The sequence below is a fragment of the Nitrospiria bacterium genome (assembly GCA_035498035.1).
Classification (GTDB): Bacteria; Nitrospirota; Nitrospiria; order JACQBZ01; family JACQBZ01; genus JACQBZ01.
The window spans coordinates 1-17589 of record DATKAN010000012.1; the positions used below are offsets into that span (position 1 = coordinate 1).

Below are 17589 nucleotides of genomic sequence, written 5' to 3' on the forward strand. Positions count from 1 at the left end.
GAACGCGTGGGGCGGTCGTCTGGTGACGTGGCGGACGCGCTCGATCGCTGTCCCGACATCACCTGATCGATCACTCCATACGCTTGTGCCTCGGTCGCGCTCAGATAGTAATCGCGCTCGGTGTCCTTGGCGATCTGTTCCACGGGCTTTCCGACGTGCTCCGCCAGCAGCTCGTTCATGCGGTGCCGGATCTTCAGGATCTCGCGCGCCTGGATATCGACGTCCGTTGCCTGCCCCTGAAATCCGCCCATCGGCTGGTGGATCATGACACGTGAGTTGGGTAGCCCCATCCGCTTCCCAGGTGCCCCGGCCGCGAGCAACCAGGCCGCCATCGAAGCTGCCTGTCCGATGCACAGCGTCGCAATCTCGGGACGCACGTACTGCATCGTGTCGTAGATCGCGAGGCCGGCGGTCACCATGCCCCCCGGACTGTTGATATAGAGATTGATGTCCTTCCCGGGATCCTCCGCGTCCAGGAACAGCAGCTGGGCGATGATCAAATTGGAAAAGACATCGTCGATCGGCGCCCCGATAAAGATAATGCGATCTTTCAGAAGACGCGAGTAGATGTCGTACGCCCGCTCGCCGCGGTTCGTTTGTTCGATGACGATCGGAACCAGCATTTCAAGACTCCTTTTCTGTTTTTTGTAGGGGCTTACGTCGCCCCCTCCATCCGCCTGAGGCGGAATGGAGCCTCCCCCTCTCGCGAGCTTCCATCGCTGGAAAGAAACCATTATTCATTTCATTGTCCCGCTACGCGGATTCAATCACGGCCTTGGAAACCACCCAGTCCATCGCCTTGTCCTCGAGCAGCCGCGCCTTGAACACATCGAGGCTGCCCTCCTGCGAGACGATGAGGCGGCGGACGTCCTCGGGGCTCAATTTCAGCTCCTGCGCGGTCCGCGACAGGGCGGAATCGACCTCTTCCGGGGTGACGTTCAACTTCTCCCGTTCCGCGATCGCCATGAGGATCAGGCGGCCCTTCACCTTGGACCGCGCGGCCGGCTCGATTTCTTTTCGGACGGCCTGCGGATCGATCCGGGCCTGCTCCAGGGTCACGCCTTTCGGAAGGCGCTGCTGCAGTCGGGCCAGGGATTCCTGGACCTCCTGCTCGACCAGGGAGGGGGGGACCTCAAACGGATGGGCCTCGTTCAATTGTTTGAGGAGCGCCGTCCGGACGGCCCGGTCCTGTTCCAAGCGGGTCCGAGCCGTCAGGTCCTCCTTCAGTTTCGCCCTGAGCTGATCGAGCGACGCGAAATTCCCGGCGTCCCTGGCCAGTTCATCATCGAGCGGCGGAAGCACTTTCTGTTTGACCTCGCGAACCGTGACGTCAAACTCCACCGCCCGGCCGGCCAGCTCGGCTTTCGGATAATCCTTCGGGAAGGCCGTCTGAACCTTGACGCGATCGCCGCGTTGATGGTGGATCAACTGCTCCTCAAATCCCGGGATCAAGGTATCGGACCCGATCTGGACCAGTTGGTTCTCGCGGGATCCTCCCTCCAGGGGGCGGCCGTCCATCGAGCCCCGGAAGTCGAGCAGCACGAAATCCTTTTCGGCGATCCGATGATCCTCGGGGCAGGCGACCAGTTGGGCGTGTTGCTCCTGAAGGGCCTCCAGGCCCTTGTCCACATCGAGATTCGTCACCTCCATCTTCGGGCGCTGAACCTTCAAACCCGTGTAGCCCTTCAACTCGATCGGCGGCGTGATCTCGACCATCGCCGTGAACAAGAGGGGCGCGTTTTTCTTCAGCTCCACCTTTTCGATGGCCGGGAGTTCCACGGGATGAAGGCCGGTTTCCTGGATGGCCCGTCGATAATAGTCCGGCACCAGCTTGCGGATCACGTCCTCTTCGATGGTGCCCTTGAAGCGCTGCTCCAACAACGACCGCGGCGCCTTCCCGGGCCGGAAGCCGGGTATCCGGACGCGGTGGTTCAAATCGGTGTAGGCGGCCTCCAACTCCCGGGCGACGACCTCCTCGGGCACCTCGATCTTGAGCGATTTTTTAACGGTGCTGATTTCTTCGACGGCAACTTTCATTTTTTGTGAGGCTGCTGAAAAAGTCCATCGGCTGCGGCCTTGCGACCCACCTCCAGAATATAAAATACTGGAAGTCCCCCCGGGGACATCTGAAGCTTTTTGAGCAGCCCACCTCCTCTTATCTTTGCAATCTTGCCTGCCCTCTGCCATTGGTGGCTGCCCCGAGATTTGAACTCGGACGCCTTGCGGCACTGGCTTCTAAGGCCAGCGTGTCTGCCATTCCACCAGGCAGCCTATTTTCGACTTCTGCAAAACCCCATCGGCTGCGTTGCCGAAGACGGCGAACCGAGAAGAGGTGCCTTCGGCACAGATTATATTCCGCGCCGCTGTCGCAGCGCGGTGCGGTTTCTCGGGCCCTCGGAGATCCTCACGTGCTATCTGTAGGGGCGTACGGCCGTACGCCCCTGCGCGGTCTCCTCGGTCCCTTCGGCCTTGCGACCAACCTCCAGAAATTATAATGCTGGAAGTCCCCGGAGGGGGCCGCCGGAACTTTTTCGACAGTCTCGGAAGTTAAACTCCAGCTCTTTTTAAACCGTCGTAATATCTGGTGGGCCGTGTAGGGATCGAACCTACGACCCGCTGATTAAGAGTCAGCTGCTCTACCAACTGAGCTAACGGCCCACGAAATACTTTATGAGCAATAGAACAATGGAAAATGGACCGCAATGGAGCCATATCCAATGTTCCATTGTCTATGGCTCCATCGCTCTGAATTTTTGCTCTGCAAAAATTCTACGCGCCTGGCGGGATTTGAACCCACGACCCTCGGCTTCGGAGGCCGATACTCTATCCGCTGAGCTACAGGCGCTGAGTCCGCAATGCAACCGCCGGGATCACCGTCTTCAAACAAACAGATTCGCATTATATCACAACCGCTTTTGAAGTTCAAAACCCTGCTAAAAACCGATTTTAACGGTCGAAGCGGCCTTGACGGCCAGATCGCGGGCCGAGAATGCATCCGGGCCCGGGGCGAGAACGACGCCGAGCCGGCGGTTCTTGCGGCCATCGGGCTTGCCGAAAAGCCGGACCTGGACCCCGGGAAGGGCCAGGGCCCCCGCAATGTCGTAGGACGGCGCGAGCACTTCACGATCGGCCAGGATGACGGAGGAGCCGCCGGGGGTCCGGATCACGGGCTCGTGAACGGGAAAACCGAGGACGGCGCGGACATGGAGCGCAAACTCCGAGAGGTCTTGCGAAATCAGGGTGACCAGACCGGTATCGTGGGGCCTCGGGGAGACCTCGGAGAAAAAAACCTCGTCCCCGCGTATGAACAATTCGACGCCGAAAATTCCACGCCCGCCGAGATTTTCCGTCACCGCGGATGCGATCTCCTTGGCGCGCGCCAGCACGCGCGGGTCCATCGGATGGGGCTGCCAGGACTGCCGGTAATCGCCGTCGGTCTGGACGTGGCCCACCGGCGGGCAGAAGACGGTCCCGTTGACCGCGCGGACGGTGAGCAGCGTGATTTCGTAATCAAACTTGATAAAGGACTCCAGGATGACCTTGGTTCTTTTGGCCCGTCCGGACGACATCGCGTAGGTCCAGGCCCGGGGAAGTTCCGAGGGGGCCCGGACGACGGACTGGCCCTTCCCGGAGGAGGACATCACCGGCTTCATGACGCAGGGATAGCCCAGGTCGGCCCCCGCGGCCTTCAGGTCCTCGGGATTGTCGATGAAGCGGTACCGGCTGGTGGGGAGCTTCAACTCCTCGGCCGCCAGGCGCCGTATCCCTTCGCGGTCCATCGTCAGCTTCGCGGCCCGCGCGGTCGGAATCACCGTGAAGGTCTTCTCGGCCTCCAGCAGATAATCCGTCGCGATCGCCTCGATCTCGGGGACGATCAGGTCGGGCTGTTCTTTTTGAATCACATCGGCGAGCTGATCCCGGTCCAGCATGTCGATCACGTGGGAGCGATGGGCCACCTGCATCGCCGGGGCGTGCGGATAACGGTCGACGGCGATCACCTCGACCCCGAGGCGCTGGGCCTCGATGGCAACCTCCTTGCCCAGCTCGCCGGCGCCGAGCAGCATCAACTTCACCGCCTTTTTCGTCAGGGGCGTTCCGATCACCATGCCGCCTTTCACTCCCATAAACGGAGTGTGATTGTAATGGATAATTTCCGGGGTGTCAATCGGTTAGACGGGTTTTCTTGACGGTAAAACGCTTTCGGACGGAACGGCGCTCTTCGATTCGGGCGCCCCCGTCTCCTCGGCTCCGGCCGTCACGGGAAAGAAGAAAAGAAGGGCGGAGAAACAAATAAATCGTGTCGCGGAATTATATTATTTGGCGTGAGGCGGGTCCATCCCAATCATTCCGGCGTGGGGTCCATCCGCTCCGCCCACCCGGGGCCCTCCCATCGATCGGCCCGCCTATTGCAGGGTGGTGCGGAAGCGCCGGAAACTGGCCATGACGCTGATGACCGCCATGACCGCGAGGATGGCCACGTGGATGGCGACGTACCGGAGATCCCCGCCCTTGAGCATGATGTTCCGCAGCAGGCCCAGGTAGTGCGCGAGCGGGTCGAGGGAGGCGAGCCAGCGGATGCCGGCCGGAATATTTTCGATCGGGAAGAACAGCCCCGAGAACATCATCGCGGGGAACATGAACAGGAAACCGGCCATCGCCGCCTGCTGCTGGTTCTGGCAGAAGGTCGAGATGAGCGTCCCGATCGCGACCGTCGTGCAGACGAAGGCGAACGACGCGCCGATCAGGACGAGGAACGAGCCCCGCATCGGGACGCGGAAGACGAACACCGCCACCGCCAGGATCAGCGGCAGGTTGGACATGCCGATCAGGAGATACGGAAGGGTCTTTCCGTAAATGACCTCCGAGCGGTACACCGGCGCCGAGATCAGCATCTCGAAGGTGCCCATCTCTTTCTCGCGGACGATTCCGATGTTGGTCAGGACCATCGTGGTCATCAACATGAGCATGGTCATGACGCCCGGGACCATGAAGATGGAGGACTCCAGGGAGGGATTGAACAGAACCCGCACGTCGAAGCGGATCGGGGGATCGGGCGGGAGGATCCCGAGGTCGTCGCGGATCGTCTGCCGGAGGATGGACTGAAGGTAGTTTTCCACCGCCTGGGCCTGGAGGACGTTGGTCGCGTCCGTGAGGAGCTGCAGCGGGGCGTCGCCCCTCCCGAGCGCCCGCGTGAAGCCGCCGGGCGGAGGCACCAGGACCGCGTCGGCCTTTCCGGCCTGGATCAGCGTGAACGGATCTTCCCCGGAATCCTTCGCCGGGATGAACCAGCCCCCCGCGAGACTCCGTTCGTAGACGTCGCGCATCACCGTGTCCTTCGAATCGAAAAAGGCGGCGAGCCGGAGGTTCTTGACCTCGTTGGAGATCGCCACCCCGAATAGCGTCATCTGGATGACCGGGGTGACGAACAGGATGAATTTCATCCGGGGATCGCGGACCGCCTGGATCAGCTCTTTCTTGATGAAACCGAGCAGCGTGGGGTTCACGGTTCGAGGGTCCTTTTGAAGCGCTTCGTGGCGGCCAGGATCATCGCCCCGCAGAAAAGCGCCAAGGCGAGAAACGCCCCGCCCATCTCCGCAAAGCTCGATCCCTTTAAAAAGGCGTCGCGGGCGATCGTCATGAACCAACGGGCCGGCAGGATCATGGTGAAGTATTGGAAGAACGGCGGCATGCTGGTGATCGGGAAGACGAACCCGGAGAGCAGGTTGGAGGGCAGCAATCCGGTGAGAAAGGCGAACTGCATCGCGATCTGCTGTTTTCGCGTGATCACGGAGATGAGGAGCCCCTGGGCGAGATAGGTGCCCAGGAAGAGCACGCTCCCCAGCCCGAAGAGGGCGAAATTTCCGACGAAGGGAACCCCGAAGACGGTCCGCGCGATGACGTACACGAACAGCTGGGCCGTGAGGCCCAGCGCGGCATACGGCGCGATCTTGCCCGCGATGATCTCCAGCGGCCGGACCGGCGTCGACAGCAGCAATTCCATGGAACCGTTCTCCCATTCCCGGGCGACGGTCAGGGACGTGAGCAGGATGGAGAGGATCGCCATCACGACCACGGACAGGCCCGGGATCACGAACCAACGGCTGTTCAGCTCCGGGTTGAACAGGAAACGCGTCCGGAGGTCGTAGGGCCGGGGCGGATCAAACCCCGCGATTCGTTTCGAGGCCAGGGCCTCGATGCTGTTGAGGTATCCCGCCACGGGTCCCACGGTGGAGTTATCCGCCCCGTCCAGGAGGACCTGCGCCCGGGCGCCCCGCCCGGCCAGCAGGTCCTTTTCGAAGCGGGGCGGGATGATCAGCGCCGCCCGCGCGCGCTCGGCGGAAACATCCCGGTACCCCTCGGACGGAGAACCGGAGGACTGGACGAGGAAATAACGCGAGCCGGCAAACGCATCGATTAGCCGCCGGGAGGTCTGGCTTTGGTCCGAGTCGCTCACGGCCAAGGCGACGTTCTCCACGTTGAAGTCGATCGCGATCCCGTAAATCAGGACCATCACGACCGGAAGGCCCAGGGCGAAGGCCAGCGTGAAGGGGTCGCGCAGGATATGGAAGACCTCCTTGCGGGCCACCGCGGCGGCGCGGGTCCAAACGAAGGACGGCGTCACGTCCGTTGCTCCACGGCGCGGATGAAGACATCCTCCAGGGAGGGCCGGATCCGGCGGATGCGGAATCGTTTCTCGAATTCCGGGCGGACGCGCTCCCAATCCTCGGCGCGATGAACCGCCGCGTGAAACCGCAGCCCGTAGGGCTCCACGAACGAAAACGCCTCGTGCGCCTGCAGCGAAGCGATCTCGGCGAAGCTGAGCGGCACCTTCGGGTCGAACTCGTAAACGGGGGTGGGAAACATCGTGTCTTTGAGGCGTTCGGGGCTGTCGGTCGCCACGAGGCGGCCCTCCCGCATCAAGGCGATCCGCCCGCATTGCTCCGCCTCGTCCATATGATGCGTGGTCACGAACACGGTCTTGCCGCGCTCCGCAATCCGCCGGATCAGCCGCCAGAAGCGATCGCGCGCCGCGGGGGTCACCCCGGAGGTCGGCTCGTCCAGGAAGACGATCTCCGGATCGTGCAGCAGCGCGGCGGCCAGCGAGACCTGCTGTTTGATCCCGCCCGGCAGGTCCTGGACGGGGGAGTCGATCGGCCGGTCGAAAGAGATGAACTCGAACAGCTCGCGGCGGCGTTCCCGATAGACCGCGGGATCGAGCTTGCGCAGGCTTGAGATGAAGTCCAGGTTCTCTCCGACGGTCATATCGTTGTAGAGGGTAAACCGCTGCGACATGTAGCCGACCCTGGATTTGATCGCCCGCCTCCCCTCCTCAAATCCCACCCCGGCGACCCGAACGAAACCCGAGGTCGGCGCCAGGAGACCGCAGAGCACGCGGATGGTCGTGGTCTTGCCCGCGCCGTTGGCGCCGAGGAACCCGAAGATCTCCCCGGGACTCACCGCGAACGAGATCCCGTCCACCGCGGTAAAATCCCCGAAGCGGACGACCAGGTCGCGCACCTCGACCGCAACGGGGTTCATGGGCCGGTCCTCCTCCCCGGTTCTTCCACGGCATGGCGGATGAAAAGCTCGTCGAAACTTTGGACGCCCTCCTGCTCCAGCAGCTCGCGCGGCTCCCCGGCCGCCACCACCCGGCCCCGCTCGAGCAGGTGCACCCGCGAACACCGCTCCGCCTCGTCCATGTAGGCCGTCGTGATCAGGATCAGGATCTTCTGATCGGAGAGCCGGTAGAGCAGGTCCCACAGTTCGCGGCGGCTGATCGGGTCCACGCCGCTGGTCGGCTCGTCGAGCACCACCGCCCGGGGCGAGCGCAGCAGCGCGCACATGAGGCCCAGCTTTTTGTACATCCCGCCGGAGAGCTGGCCCGCCGGGCGGTCGACAAAATCCGCCAGACGCGTGATCCGCAGCAGCTCCTCGCACTTGAGTCGATAGGCCTCGTCGGGGATGCCGTAAAGCGCGCGGAAAAAATCCAGGTGCTCCCCGATGGATAAATCGCCATACAGGCTCTGCTGCTGCGGCATGTAGGCGATCTCCGGCCGTATCGTCTCGAAATCCGCCGGGCGCCCGTCCAGCCGGAACGCCACGGTCCCGGCGCCGGGTTTCAACAGGCCGAGGATCACCCGCATCAGCGTCGTCTTGCCCGCCCCCTCGGGGCCGATCACCCCGTGCATCAATCCCGCCTCGAACTCCAGGGACACGCCGTCCAACGCGGTCGCGCGTCCGAACTGCTTTCGGATTTCGCGGACGAAGATGGAAATGGACCCCTGTGGTATGTCCTGCGGTGTCATTCGTGCCTAACCGAAAACCGGTCGTTTCAATTTTTGGGAAGCACCACCTCGATCGTCATTCCGGGCTTCAGGATTTCCTCCGCGTTGGAGTCCCTGAAGCTCACCTTGACCCCGAACACGAGGCGTTCCCGCTCCGCCTGGGTCTGGACGTTCTTGGGGGTGAATTCCGCCTCGTCGTTGATCTTCAGGATGACGCCGTCGAACTCGCGGTTGTTGAGCTCGGGAAGATACCCTTTGACCTTCATCCCCGGCGAAAGCCGGGCGATCAGCGGTTGCGGAACATAGATGTAGGCCCAGATGTCGCGAATGTTGGCGACCGTGAGGATTTTGGTTCCCGGATTCATCCATTCGCCGGGTTCGTGGTAGCGACTCAAGACCTTGCCGTTGACCGGGGACAGGATCGAGCACCATTCGACCCGGGTATCCGCATCGTCTTTTCGGTTCCGGAGTTGGTCCATGGTCTCCTGGGATACGAGATCGGACTTCGAAAGCTGGACCCCGCGATCGTAATTCTCATGGGCCAGTCGGGCGGCGATCTTGTAGTCCTCGCAGTCCAGCACGACCACCGTTTCCCCTTCCGTCACCCGGTCCCCTTCCTGAACCCGAACCTGATCGATGGCGGCCGAGAGGCGGGCGGAGAGATCGATCTTCGTGGCTTCCAGTGTGCCCGCATAACGAAAGGGCAGGAGGCGGACCTCCAGATACCAGTAGGCCGCGGCGGCGACACCGCCCGCCAGCAACACGACGGCCATGAGCAACTTCGGAGAAGGCTTTTTCATCGATCGCTTATCATGGCCAGAGGGCGTTTTTAAGACGAATTATCGGTTGAAGGCCCGGATGCGGATCCTGGTCCGGGAGTGAAATTCTGCGCGCCTTTGAAAGGGAATGGGTCGTTTTTCGCGAAACGATGCCTGGGAATGATATTAATGGATCTTGGAGGGAGAGTCAATCCGTTGGAGAGGTCCTGTTCAAGACGGACCGCGACCGGCGATGATCCCGAATCGAGACGTGAATCGGTTTCCGGCCGTGATGAAAACCGGATCGCGGGAGTGAGGGGCCGTCCCCCTGCGCGCGCGGCCGGAGGGGAGGCGGGAATTTCCAATCGAATTGGCAGGGGGATCGGATTCGTGATAAAATGGGCCCAACCTTGAACGATCCGGCGATTCCATGCACTCATGGGTACTCTATGCCGTTCTTTCGGCGGTCTTTGCCGCGCTGGTCGCCATCCTTGGCAAGATGGGCATCGCAAGCGTCGACCCTGCGCTTGCCACGGCCGTGCGTGCGGTTATCATGGCCGTGTTTCTGGTTCTGGCCGTCCTGTTCCTCGGGAAGGGATCGCTCCTTTCCTCCGTCGACGGCAAGGCGTTTCAGTTCATCGTCCTCTCGGGCGCGGCCGGGGCGCTCTCATGGTTCTTCTATTTTATCGCGCTCAAGAACGGTCCCGCGCACGGCGTGGCGGCCCTCGATCGATTAAGCGTCGTGCTGGTGCTTATTCTCGCAGCGCTCTTTCTCGGCGAGGGGATCGCTTGGAAGTCGGCGCTTGGCGCGCTTCTCATGACCCTCGGGGCGATCTTCATGATCCTGTAGTCCCCCGTCGATTCAATCCCCCATCCCGCCGCGGACGCCCTCCGCGCCGGAATGACGATTTATTCGGTCCCGCCGTGTTGTCTAATAAGGTCCGTCACGTTCAGATTTTCAAAGGCGTCGGCTTCATCGAGGGGCGTTTTTCCGGCCTTGTTCCTCGCGTTGACGGCGGCCCCGTCGGACAACAACAGATCCACGATTTTCCCGTCCGCCCATCGGGCCGCAAAATGAAGCGGGGTATCTCCGTTTTTATCCTTGGCATTGACATCGGCCCGGTGGACCAGGAGGCGTTGGATGATTTTCTCGTGTCCTCCCGAGACGGCCCAGTGGAGCGGGGTCATCCCGTCCCGGGTTCTGGCCTCGATATCCGGTTTATAGGTTAGGAGAACCTCCACCACCTCCTCGCTCCCGCCCCAGCCCGCGGCGCGGTGAAGCGGCGTGGTCCCATATTTGTTTTTCGCATTAACATCCGCGCCGTGGTCCAACAACAACTTGGCAATCCGGGGATACCCTCCGCCGGCGGCCCAAAGAAGCGGGGTCCCCCCCTCGTTGTCCCGCACATCCACCCGGGCCTGATTTTCTAAAAGGAGTTGAACGATTTCTTCATTGGCCCATCCGGAAGCCCGATGGAGCGGAGAAATACCGTCCTTATTCTGAACGTTGACCCCGGCATGATGGGCCAGCAAAAGTCGGACGATTTGCGGATGACCCGTGGCCACGGCCCAGAACAGGGGGGTCTCTCCCTCGTTGTCTTTGACATCGACCTTGGCCTTGCGGGCCAATAAAAGCTCGACGACCTTTAATTGACCGGTGCCGGCCGCGGCATGGAGAGGGGTGGTCCCCTCCCGATCCCGTTCATTGACGTCCGCACCGCGATCCAAGAGCTCTTGGACCCGTTCCGTGTCCCCGGATTCCGCGGCCTTTCCAAGGGGAATCGTTTCCTTCCCCGAATCGGCCGTTACCGCCGGGGCGGGTCCGGCCATCCAAATACTTAAAATACACCCCAAGGTCAGCCAACCGCCCAGCCATAACTTTTCTTTTTTACGGTGATCCATTTAAAATCTTTTTGCCCTCTCCGCAACTTGTCTCATGCGTTCTCTCGTGAAAAATGGCCTCCCTTTCGTAACCATAGCATTTGAAAACCCGTGCTTTCAAGTTCATATTAAACGGTTCGTCGTGCGGCCAAAAAATTAGGATAAGCGCGATCGGAAGGCCGGGCGGGAGGATCGGAAATGACAGGGCGTCACGGGAGGCTAATACCAGATCTCCATTCGAAGACCTTTTTGATCGCGGGGCGGATCCGAGGGAAAGCGAACCGCCTCGCAAACGACGATCCGGAGCGCCGTCCAGGCCGCCGCGCAGGCGTCCAGATAATCCTCCGCCCCCACCCCCTCCGGCCGATCCTCGAGACGGCGTCCGGAGAAACCGGGAAGGTGGATTTCAAGAAGTTGCATCCGGTCCAGCCGCCCCTGCGAGCCCTTCTTGTTGTGGCTCATCGGGCGGCCGTTCATCTCCCGGAACGAGAGCTCCGGATGGACCTCGAAGATCCTTTTTTGCCAGGCGGGGGTCATCTGCTCGTCCACTTCGCGGACCTTGGGCAGGATCCCGAAGCCCTGGCGGGTCAGGCCGTGAGGCCGCGCCTCTTCATAGACGGTCGCCCCCAGCGCGGGACGAACGGGGGGAGAAAACACGCTGCTCGACCGCTGGGGACCGAGGAGCCGCCTCGCCTGCCGGTCGCACGCCCGGCCTCCCTGGCCCGCGCCGTCCAAAAGACCGATGGGGATGTCGATCGCGATTACGTCCGGAAAGGGGTCGAGCCCGAGAATATCCTTGAACGAAGCGAACAGTTTCGTTTCGAAGGACCGACCCGTTCCGTTTCGATCCTCGATCTGCACGCCGACCCACCCTCCGCGAAAGCCGTCCACCCCCATTACGCGTGTCATCGTGATTGGCGCTCCTTGTCGATCGCTTCCTTCCGCCCCTTCCCCCCGTGCGGGGAGAAACCCTGAGCCCGAGTCGAAGGGCCGGGGGGGGAGGGTATCATTGTCCGGGGTAAACCCCCGCGTCCGGTCCGGCCCACCTCCTATATATTTTACACGGTGTTCATATTATCTTAAGAAATATTTCATGCCCCGGAGCTAACTTTAAACCATCGATAACCATTCGCATCGGGAGGTTTACCATGCTCTTACTTGTATGCGGCATCGCCGCGGCTTTGGGGTCCATGGCCTTTATTGTATTCGGTCTCTGGAATCTGGCTAATTATGATGTTCAAGACCGCAAAGAAGTTTGGGGGGGGACCGTTCATGAAGAAACGTCCCCGCAAGGAGAACCCTTCCTGAACCGATCCTTACTGACCCAATGATGGCTTTCAGAAGGCTTGGTTATGACCCGGCATCCCACCGGCCCCCGCGCGGGGGGGGAAACACAGGGCGTGAGTCAAGGGGCCTCAGTTCTTTTAATCGGGGATCTCGGCTTCGACCAGGCGGGCCAGCAGGGCCAGCGATTCCTGCCAGCCGAGATAACACGCCTCCGTCGGAATGACTTCGGGGATGCCTTCCTGCACGATGTCCACCTCGGTCCCGCAGGACACCTTCTTCAAGGATATCGTCGTCTGCATTTCTCCGGGCAGGCCGGGGTCGTCGAATTCGTCCGTGTGACGGATGCGCTCGTTGGGCACGAGCTCAAGGTACTTTCCGCCGAATGAATGGCCCTGGCCCGTGCTGAAATTGGTGAACGACATTTTGTAGGTTCCTCCGACTTGGGCATCGAGGTGGTGAACCTTGCCGGTGAAGCCGTCCGGAGGAAGCCATTTGGCCATCGCATCGGCGTCGAGGAAGGCGCGATAGATTCTTTCAGCCGGGGCACGGAGGACGCGGTGAAGCCGGACGGTATTTGGGGTCATGACGGTCTCTCCTTTCAATTCATCCGGCCCGAACCCGGGGCCTTTGAAGAAGGGCACCGGATGCCCAACGGGCGGGTCCTGGAAGGTGTGTTACCCTCATTTGATTTTGAGTCAACAAAAGATTTGAACCCCGGATGAAACCGGGCCCGCCACAATCTATCCCCATTTTTTCTTTGCGTCAGGCTTTCGCGCCGGGCGGCGTTTCCCGGCGATGAAGGCGCGCGATGCTCTCGACGGTGCGTACGACCTCTTCGTCCGGCAGCGGCGGGCGGCAACGCTCCCGGTTCCAGCACAGCAGCAATTCGGCGGCCACCTCCGGATCGACCCCGTGCCACAGGAGATGCCCCGCGAAGGAGGCCAGGGTCGTGTTGCGTTCGCCCTCGGGCACGCCCTCGACCGCCAGGCGCCGCCAGTACGGCAGGCCACGGCCCGGGTGCGTCCCGGTGGCCACAATGGTGAGCAGCCGGTCCGGAAGCGGCGCGAGCGCGAGCTCATCGGGCGCGTGTCCGGATTTCCAGACATAGCGCACACCGGAAGGATGCACGGATGGGGGTGCCACGATCATTCCGCCGTCGCCGCGCACGTCGATGCCCGGCGCCAGCCCCGCACGGTTCGGCACGACGCCGCCGGGATGCGCAAAATAGACATGCCGGCCGCCCCCGCCCGAGACCGCCTCGACGGTAACGGGCAGCGGCCCGAGGCGACGCTCGAGCTCCCCCAGGCTTTCGGCGCCCCCGTGTTTGGGATCGACGTCCACCACGAAGATCCCGGAGACGGCCCCGGTCACGATGCCGAGATTGGCCTTGGGCCACTTTGCATACCAGGCGCGCACCTGCCCGGCGTCGGCGCGCCTTTGCTGGTGGTCCTGCCAGGCGATGAGGGGGCGCTTGTCGCGCGGCCGCACGGGAATCACCGACCAGCCGCGTGCGACGGCCGCCAAGGCCGCGGCCAGAACATCGCCTGGCGCCATGGCCTCGCGGCCGCGCCGATCCTGGAACCCGGATTTTATGGCCTTCTTGCGCATCGGGGTGACACCCAAGTCAAGGGGTCCAATCTTTTGTCGATCCATTCTCGCCTCAAAGGATTTGCTTCCCTCCAAGCCACCGCCTTAAGTATTATTCAACAAAAGACATGAGCACTTCTCTCGCACCTAAAATCTATTATTGCTCCGCTGATCCACGGCTCCACTTTCCAGCCCTCCCCTTCCCCCGCGCGCGAGGTGAAACCCTGAGCCCAAGTCGAAGGGGCCGGAGGGGAGCCGGGCCGGCGGTTCATTTTTCGGTGATGCGTGAACGCAAGGCCTGACCCTCATCCTTTACAAGGCCTTCCTTGACTCCCCGTTTTGGAAGTTATACAATGGATATACATTGAGATATGACGGAGGCCACTCATGATCAAGCGTTTGACCAAACACGGAAACAGCCTGGCCCTCGTGATCGACCGACCGGTGCTCGATTTGTTGGAAATCGACAGCGATACCCCCGTTTCGGTGACCACCGATGGAAAGTGCCTGATCATTTCCCCCGTCCGCGACGCCAAGCGCGAAAAGGCGTTTCGCGCGGCGTTGGCGGGGGTCAACAAGCGCTACGGGCGGGCCCTCAAGCGACTGGCGGATTGACCGGTGGAGCCGGTCTTTCTGAGCCTTGAGGAAGTCCTTGAGATCCATGCCGATCAGGTTCGTCGGTTCGGCGGGGATCCGGGCGTCCGCGATCTGACTCTCCTGGAATCCGCCGTCGCCCAGCCTCAGGCCGGCTTTGGGAATCGCTATCTTCATTCCGACCTCTTTGAGATGGCCGCCGCGTATCTCTTCCACATGGTTCGGAACCACCCCTTTGTGGACGGGAATAAGCGCACCGGCGCCGCCGCGGCTCTGGTATTCTTGAAGCTAAATGAGATCGACGTTCGGCTCACAAACCCCGCCCTTGTCAAGACGGTAGTCGGCGTCGCCCAAGGCAAGATCGGCAAGGCCGCGGTCGCCGAGCTCTTTCGAAAGAAGGCACGCCAATAACACCCCCGCGCGCGAGGCCGGAGGGAAGCCCTATTTCCATAACATGAGTCAAGCATAGACTTGACCCCTTTATTCTGTAACGGCCCCCTTCCGTTCTCCCTTCCCGCATCGCTTCCCATCGCCGCCCGCCGCGCGGCGCGCCGACAGAACGACGAGCGTCAGGATCCAGCACGAGAAATGCCCTTTCCGTCCGACATTCTCATTGCGGGACGGGGCCTCCCTCCGGGGGTGAAAAAGCGGTTTCCAGGCATTCCGGATCCGGCAGGGTAAAGTAAAAGGCGGCGCCTTCGTTCGGACGGCTCTTCGCCCAGATCCGGCCGCCATGCTTTCGGACGATTCTCTGGACAGTCGCGAGGCCCACGCCGGTGCCGGGGAATTCCTCCTGGGAGTGCAGCCGCTGGAAAACGCCGAACAATTTTTGCGCGTATTGCGTATTGAATCCCGCCCCGTTGTCCAGGACGAAAAAGACGGGGGCGCCGTTTTCCTCCCCGGATTTTCCGACCTCGATACGGGCCTTTTCCCGCTTCGACGTGAATTTCCACGCGTTGCCGATGAGGTTGGCCAGAGCCGCCCGCAGCAGTGTCCGGTCGCCGACGCAGGAAAGGCCCTCCGCCACCGCCACTTCCACCCGACGGTCGGGCTCCAGGCCGCGAAGGTCCCGCTCGACCTCCCGGGCGAGCCTCGTCAGGTCCACCGCTTCCCGTTGGATCTCCTTCCGGCCCAACCGGGACAATTGCAGCATGCCGTCGATGAGCTCGCCCATGCGCCGGACGGCGCTTCGGACGCGTTGGAGGGTGTCCCGGCCGCCGTCGTCCAGTTTGGCTCCGTAATCCTCCAGCAGCATCTGGCTGAAACCGTCCACGTGCCGCAGTGGCGCCCGCAGGTCGTGGGAAACGGAGTAGGAAAAGGCCTCCAGATCCTTGTTGACCGCCTCCAGCTGGGCCGTGCGCTCCCGGATTCTGCGCTCCAGGTTCCGGTTGGCCTCCGCCAACTCCTCCGCCAGAAGGCGTTGCCGGGCTTCGCTGTCGCTCAAGGCCGCCAGCGCCTTGTCGCGTTTGCGCTCCGCGTTCAGGATCCGGATGATCTGTTGGCACATCCATTCTCCCTGCTTGTCGCGGGCTGAGCCGTCGCGGCTTTCCAGGAGCAGCTCGGGAGGCACATAGAAAAGATTGTCCCGGTTCAGCACGTGGCCGATGTAGGCGCTCCGGTGCGTCAGGAGAGCGTCCCGGACCGCCTGCGCGGGAACGGTATCGCGGTGATATTGGCAAATTCCCTGGAGCGGCTTTTCGCGAAACACCTGTTCGAGGAGCGCTTCGTACTCCAGAAGCCGCTCAAAATTCCCGTCGTTGCCCAGCTCCCACATCATGTCGCCCGTTGCGCACAGCCCTCGAAAGCCGTCCCGCACGGCGTCATCGATGATTTGCCGGAGCATGGCGACCATCCCGTGAGGGTCGAACCCGCCCCCCTTCAGGTGACCCCGGTCCGAGGAAAGGACGAGCGCTCCCCGCTGCACCTCCCGGGCGGTGTCCACGCCCTTCGCCGTCAGAGCCGAATCGACCATGCCGATCATCTCGGGATTTCCCAGGTAAAGGCAGCGCAGGTTTTCCCGCAGCCCGTCCATCAAAAGCGGCACGATGACCGGAAGCTGTTCCGAAGGATGGCCGTCGTAGATGAGGCACTTATGGCGGCTTACCTCGATCGGCGCGGTCTCTGTAAGCATGGCGCGTCTCCTTGCATCGACAGGTTAATTCTCCACCATTTCCCGATCGGTTCACCCGCGTTTTTCAGATCCTTCCGCTCATCAGAAAAGATATCCGAGAGAAGACCGTCTGTCAATCCGCTGTCGGTCAACGGTTGAGCCGGTCAAGCCGTCCTGCCAATCGGGGCCGACCCCATGCGCCAGCCGGAAGGCCTATATATCTATATATAATGATGCAGACCGAATATATCGCTCCTTCTGGCCCCCTTCAGAGCCCCCGGCCTACAGATTCGAGGAGGTCCCGGGCAATATACCGACCGATGATTACAGTGTATGATTCAATGGGATATTTTAATGGGTGTCAATCAGTTAGAGATGTTTTATTCAAGACGGACTGTGACCGGCCAATATCCCTGCTCGGGACGAGAATCGGAGTCTAATCGTGACTAAAACCGGAGAGAAAAAAGACGATTTTAAACTCTCCTATGGTCTTTCTTTTAGGAAGAACTCATCGCTGTTTGGTCTTCCACTTTTTGCGGGTGCAGCCGGACTGGCTAGTTTAGGATGTGCTATCAAAGCGGTGTGGCTGCGCCTTACAGGCAATGATCCTCTCTTTGTTCCTTCCTTGAATGAACTGGATCACGATCGCGTCTGGCCATTGGTCTGCGCAAGTACGGCATGAAAGCTCCGCCATTTTGGCAGAATTCAACGCTGCGGGTTACAGGAAGAAAGCGCGTATAACGTGGAGCCAAGGGGCTGCGCGCTTTTGCGCAGCCCCGCTTGAGCGCAGGGTTTGGCATTGACGCCGATGGCTTGCGATCAAACATCAAGTTTTCTTTCACCAAGCCATTTCACTTTTTCGGGGTCACGATGGTCAAAGAAACTGCTTGTCTTTGTGTCTAATGTTGTAATGGAAGCCATGTCGTCTGCGCTTAATTCAAAATCGAGCACACTGATATTTTCCATCATTCTTTCCTTGCGGACCGATTTTGAAAGAACAATAATTCCTCTTTGAGAAACCCAACGAAGAATTACCTGTGCCACGCTTTTCTTGTATTTCGCCGCGATTGAAAGCAACAACTCATTT

Annotated in this window: 19 protein-coding genes and 3 tRNA genes; 5 read left to right on the forward strand and 17 right to left on the reverse strand. The window is 61.2% G+C overall.

From position 1 onward, the window contains the following. The 11 genes from clpP to VMN77_01920 all read right to left on the reverse strand — a co-directional run. Window positions 1–623: ATP-dependent Clp endopeptidase proteolytic subunit ClpP (clpP, locus tag VMN77_01870; protein ID HTN42527.1), on the reverse strand; the 623-nt coding region annotated here is incomplete at its 3' end. Between the two features lie 130 nt (window positions 624–753). Beyond that, complete coding sequence (gene tig / locus VMN77_01875; protein ID HTN42528.1) at window positions 754–2037, reverse strand: trigger factor; 1284 nt, start codon at window positions 2035–2037, stop codon at window positions 754–756. Window positions 2038–2187: 150 nt separating this feature from the next. Then, window positions 2188–2271: transfer RNA gene (locus tag VMN77_01880), tRNA-Leu, on the reverse strand. Window positions 2272–2582: 311 nt separating this feature from the next. Beyond that, a tRNA-Lys gene (locus VMN77_01885) sits at window positions 2583–2658 on the reverse strand. A gap of 114 nt (window positions 2659–2772) precedes the next feature. Continuing rightward, window positions 2773–2845 (reverse strand) — tRNA-Arg (locus VMN77_01890). 88 nt (window positions 2846–2933) lie between these two features. Next, complete coding sequence (purT, locus tag VMN77_01895) at window positions 2934–4103, reverse strand: formate-dependent phosphoribosylglycinamide formyltransferase (protein HTN42529.1); 1170 nt, start codon at window positions 4101–4103, stop codon at window positions 2934–2936. Window positions 4104–4403: 300 nt separating this feature from the next. Continuing rightward, a complete protein-coding gene (locus tag VMN77_01900) occupies window positions 4404–5504 on the reverse strand; it encodes an ABC transporter permease (protein ID HTN42530.1) in 1101 nt (366 codons plus the stop codon). Next, window positions 5501–6622 (reverse strand): ABC transporter permease, encoded by a 1122-nt coding sequence (locus VMN77_01905; protein HTN42531.1) that lies wholly within the window; start codon window positions 6620–6622, stop codon window positions 5501–5503. The genes VMN77_01900 and VMN77_01905 overlap by 4 nt, the downstream gene beginning before the upstream one ends. Continuing rightward, the gene (locus VMN77_01910) at window positions 6619–7539 is read right to left on the reverse strand and encodes an ABC transporter ATP-binding protein (protein ID HTN42532.1); all 921 of its coding nucleotides are present in this window, start codon (window positions 7537–7539) and stop codon (window positions 6619–6621) included. The genes VMN77_01905 and VMN77_01910 overlap by 4 nt, the downstream gene beginning before the upstream one ends. After that, window positions 7536–8306, reverse strand: coding sequence for an ABC transporter ATP-binding protein (locus VMN77_01915; GenBank protein HTN42533.1), 771 nt, complete (start codon window positions 8304–8306; stop codon window positions 7536–7538). The genes VMN77_01910 and VMN77_01915 overlap by 4 nt, the downstream gene beginning before the upstream one ends. 26 nt (window positions 8307–8332) lie before the next feature. Continuing rightward, complete coding sequence (locus VMN77_01920) at window positions 8333–9085, reverse strand: HlyD family efflux transporter periplasmic adaptor subunit (protein ID HTN42534.1); 753 nt, start codon at window positions 9083–9085, stop codon at window positions 8333–8335. Window positions 9086–9473: 388 nt separating this feature from the next. On the opposite strand from VMN77_01920, the gene VMN77_01925 reads away from it, so the two are divergent. Further along, a complete protein-coding gene (locus tag VMN77_01925) occupies window positions 9474–9893 on the forward strand; it encodes an EamA family transporter (protein HTN42535.1) in 420 nt (139 codons plus the stop codon). Between the two features lie 59 nt (window positions 9894–9952). Here VMN77_01925 and VMN77_01930 read toward each other — a convergent pair whose 3' ends face one another. Together VMN77_01930 and VMN77_01935 are read right to left on the reverse strand one after the other, a co-directional pair. Continuing rightward, window positions 9953–10945, reverse strand: a complete 993-nt coding sequence (locus VMN77_01930) for an ankyrin repeat domain-containing protein (GenBank protein HTN42536.1) — start codon at window positions 10943–10945, stop codon at window positions 9953–9955. Between the two features lie 198 nt (window positions 10946–11143). Beyond that, complete coding sequence (locus tag VMN77_01935; protein HTN42537.1) at window positions 11144–11833, reverse strand: DUF429 domain-containing protein; 690 nt, start codon at window positions 11831–11833, stop codon at window positions 11144–11146. Between the two features lie 239 nt (window positions 11834–12072). Between VMN77_01935 and VMN77_01940 the strand changes: the two genes are divergently transcribed. Then, the gene (locus VMN77_01940; protein ID HTN42538.1) at window positions 12073–12255 is read left to right on the forward strand and encodes a hypothetical protein; all 183 of its coding nucleotides are present in this window, start codon (window positions 12073–12075) and stop codon (window positions 12253–12255) included. 93 nt (window positions 12256–12348) lie between these two features. Here VMN77_01940 and VMN77_01945 read toward each other — a convergent pair whose 3' ends face one another. Next, entirely contained in the window at window positions 12349–12795 is a 447-nt protein-coding gene (locus tag VMN77_01945) for an SRPBCC family protein (GenBank protein HTN42539.1), read from the reverse strand. Window positions 12796–12973: 178 nt separating this feature from the next. Then, complete coding sequence (locus VMN77_01950; GenBank protein ID HTN42540.1) at window positions 12974–13864, reverse strand: bifunctional DNA primase/polymerase; 891 nt, start codon at window positions 13862–13864, stop codon at window positions 12974–12976. Between the two features lie 321 nt (window positions 13865–14185). On the opposite strand from VMN77_01950, the gene VMN77_01955 reads away from it, so the two are divergent. Together VMN77_01955 and VMN77_01960 are read left to right on the forward strand one after the other, a co-directional pair. Then, a complete protein-coding gene (locus VMN77_01955) occupies window positions 14186–14413 on the forward strand; it encodes an AbrB/MazE/SpoVT family DNA-binding domain-containing protein (GenBank protein ID HTN42541.1) in 228 nt (75 codons plus the stop codon). 3 nt (window positions 14414–14416) lie between these two features. Further along, complete coding sequence (locus VMN77_01960) at window positions 14417–14803, forward strand: type II toxin-antitoxin system death-on-curing family toxin (GenBank protein ID HTN42542.1); 387 nt, start codon at window positions 14417–14419, stop codon at window positions 14801–14803. Between the two features lie 199 nt (window positions 14804–15002). Here VMN77_01960 and VMN77_01965 read toward each other — a convergent pair whose 3' ends face one another. Next, window positions 15003–16523 carry an MEDS domain-containing protein gene (locus VMN77_01965; protein HTN42543.1) on the reverse strand — a complete coding sequence of 507 codons (1521 nt, stop codon included), beginning with the start codon at window positions 16521–16523 and terminating at the stop codon, window positions 15003–15005. A 421-nt stretch (window positions 16524–16944) separates the two neighbouring features. Between VMN77_01965 and VMN77_01970 the strand changes: the two genes are divergently transcribed. Beyond that, entirely contained in the window at window positions 16945–17184 is a 240-nt protein-coding gene (locus VMN77_01970; protein ID HTN42544.1) for a hypothetical protein, read from the forward strand. A gap of 137 nt (window positions 17185–17321) precedes the next feature. Here VMN77_01970 and VMN77_01975 read toward each other — a convergent pair. Then, the coding region (locus VMN77_01975) for an aldo/keto reductase (GenBank protein HTN42545.1) at window positions 17322–17589 on the reverse strand (268 nt) is incomplete at its 5' end.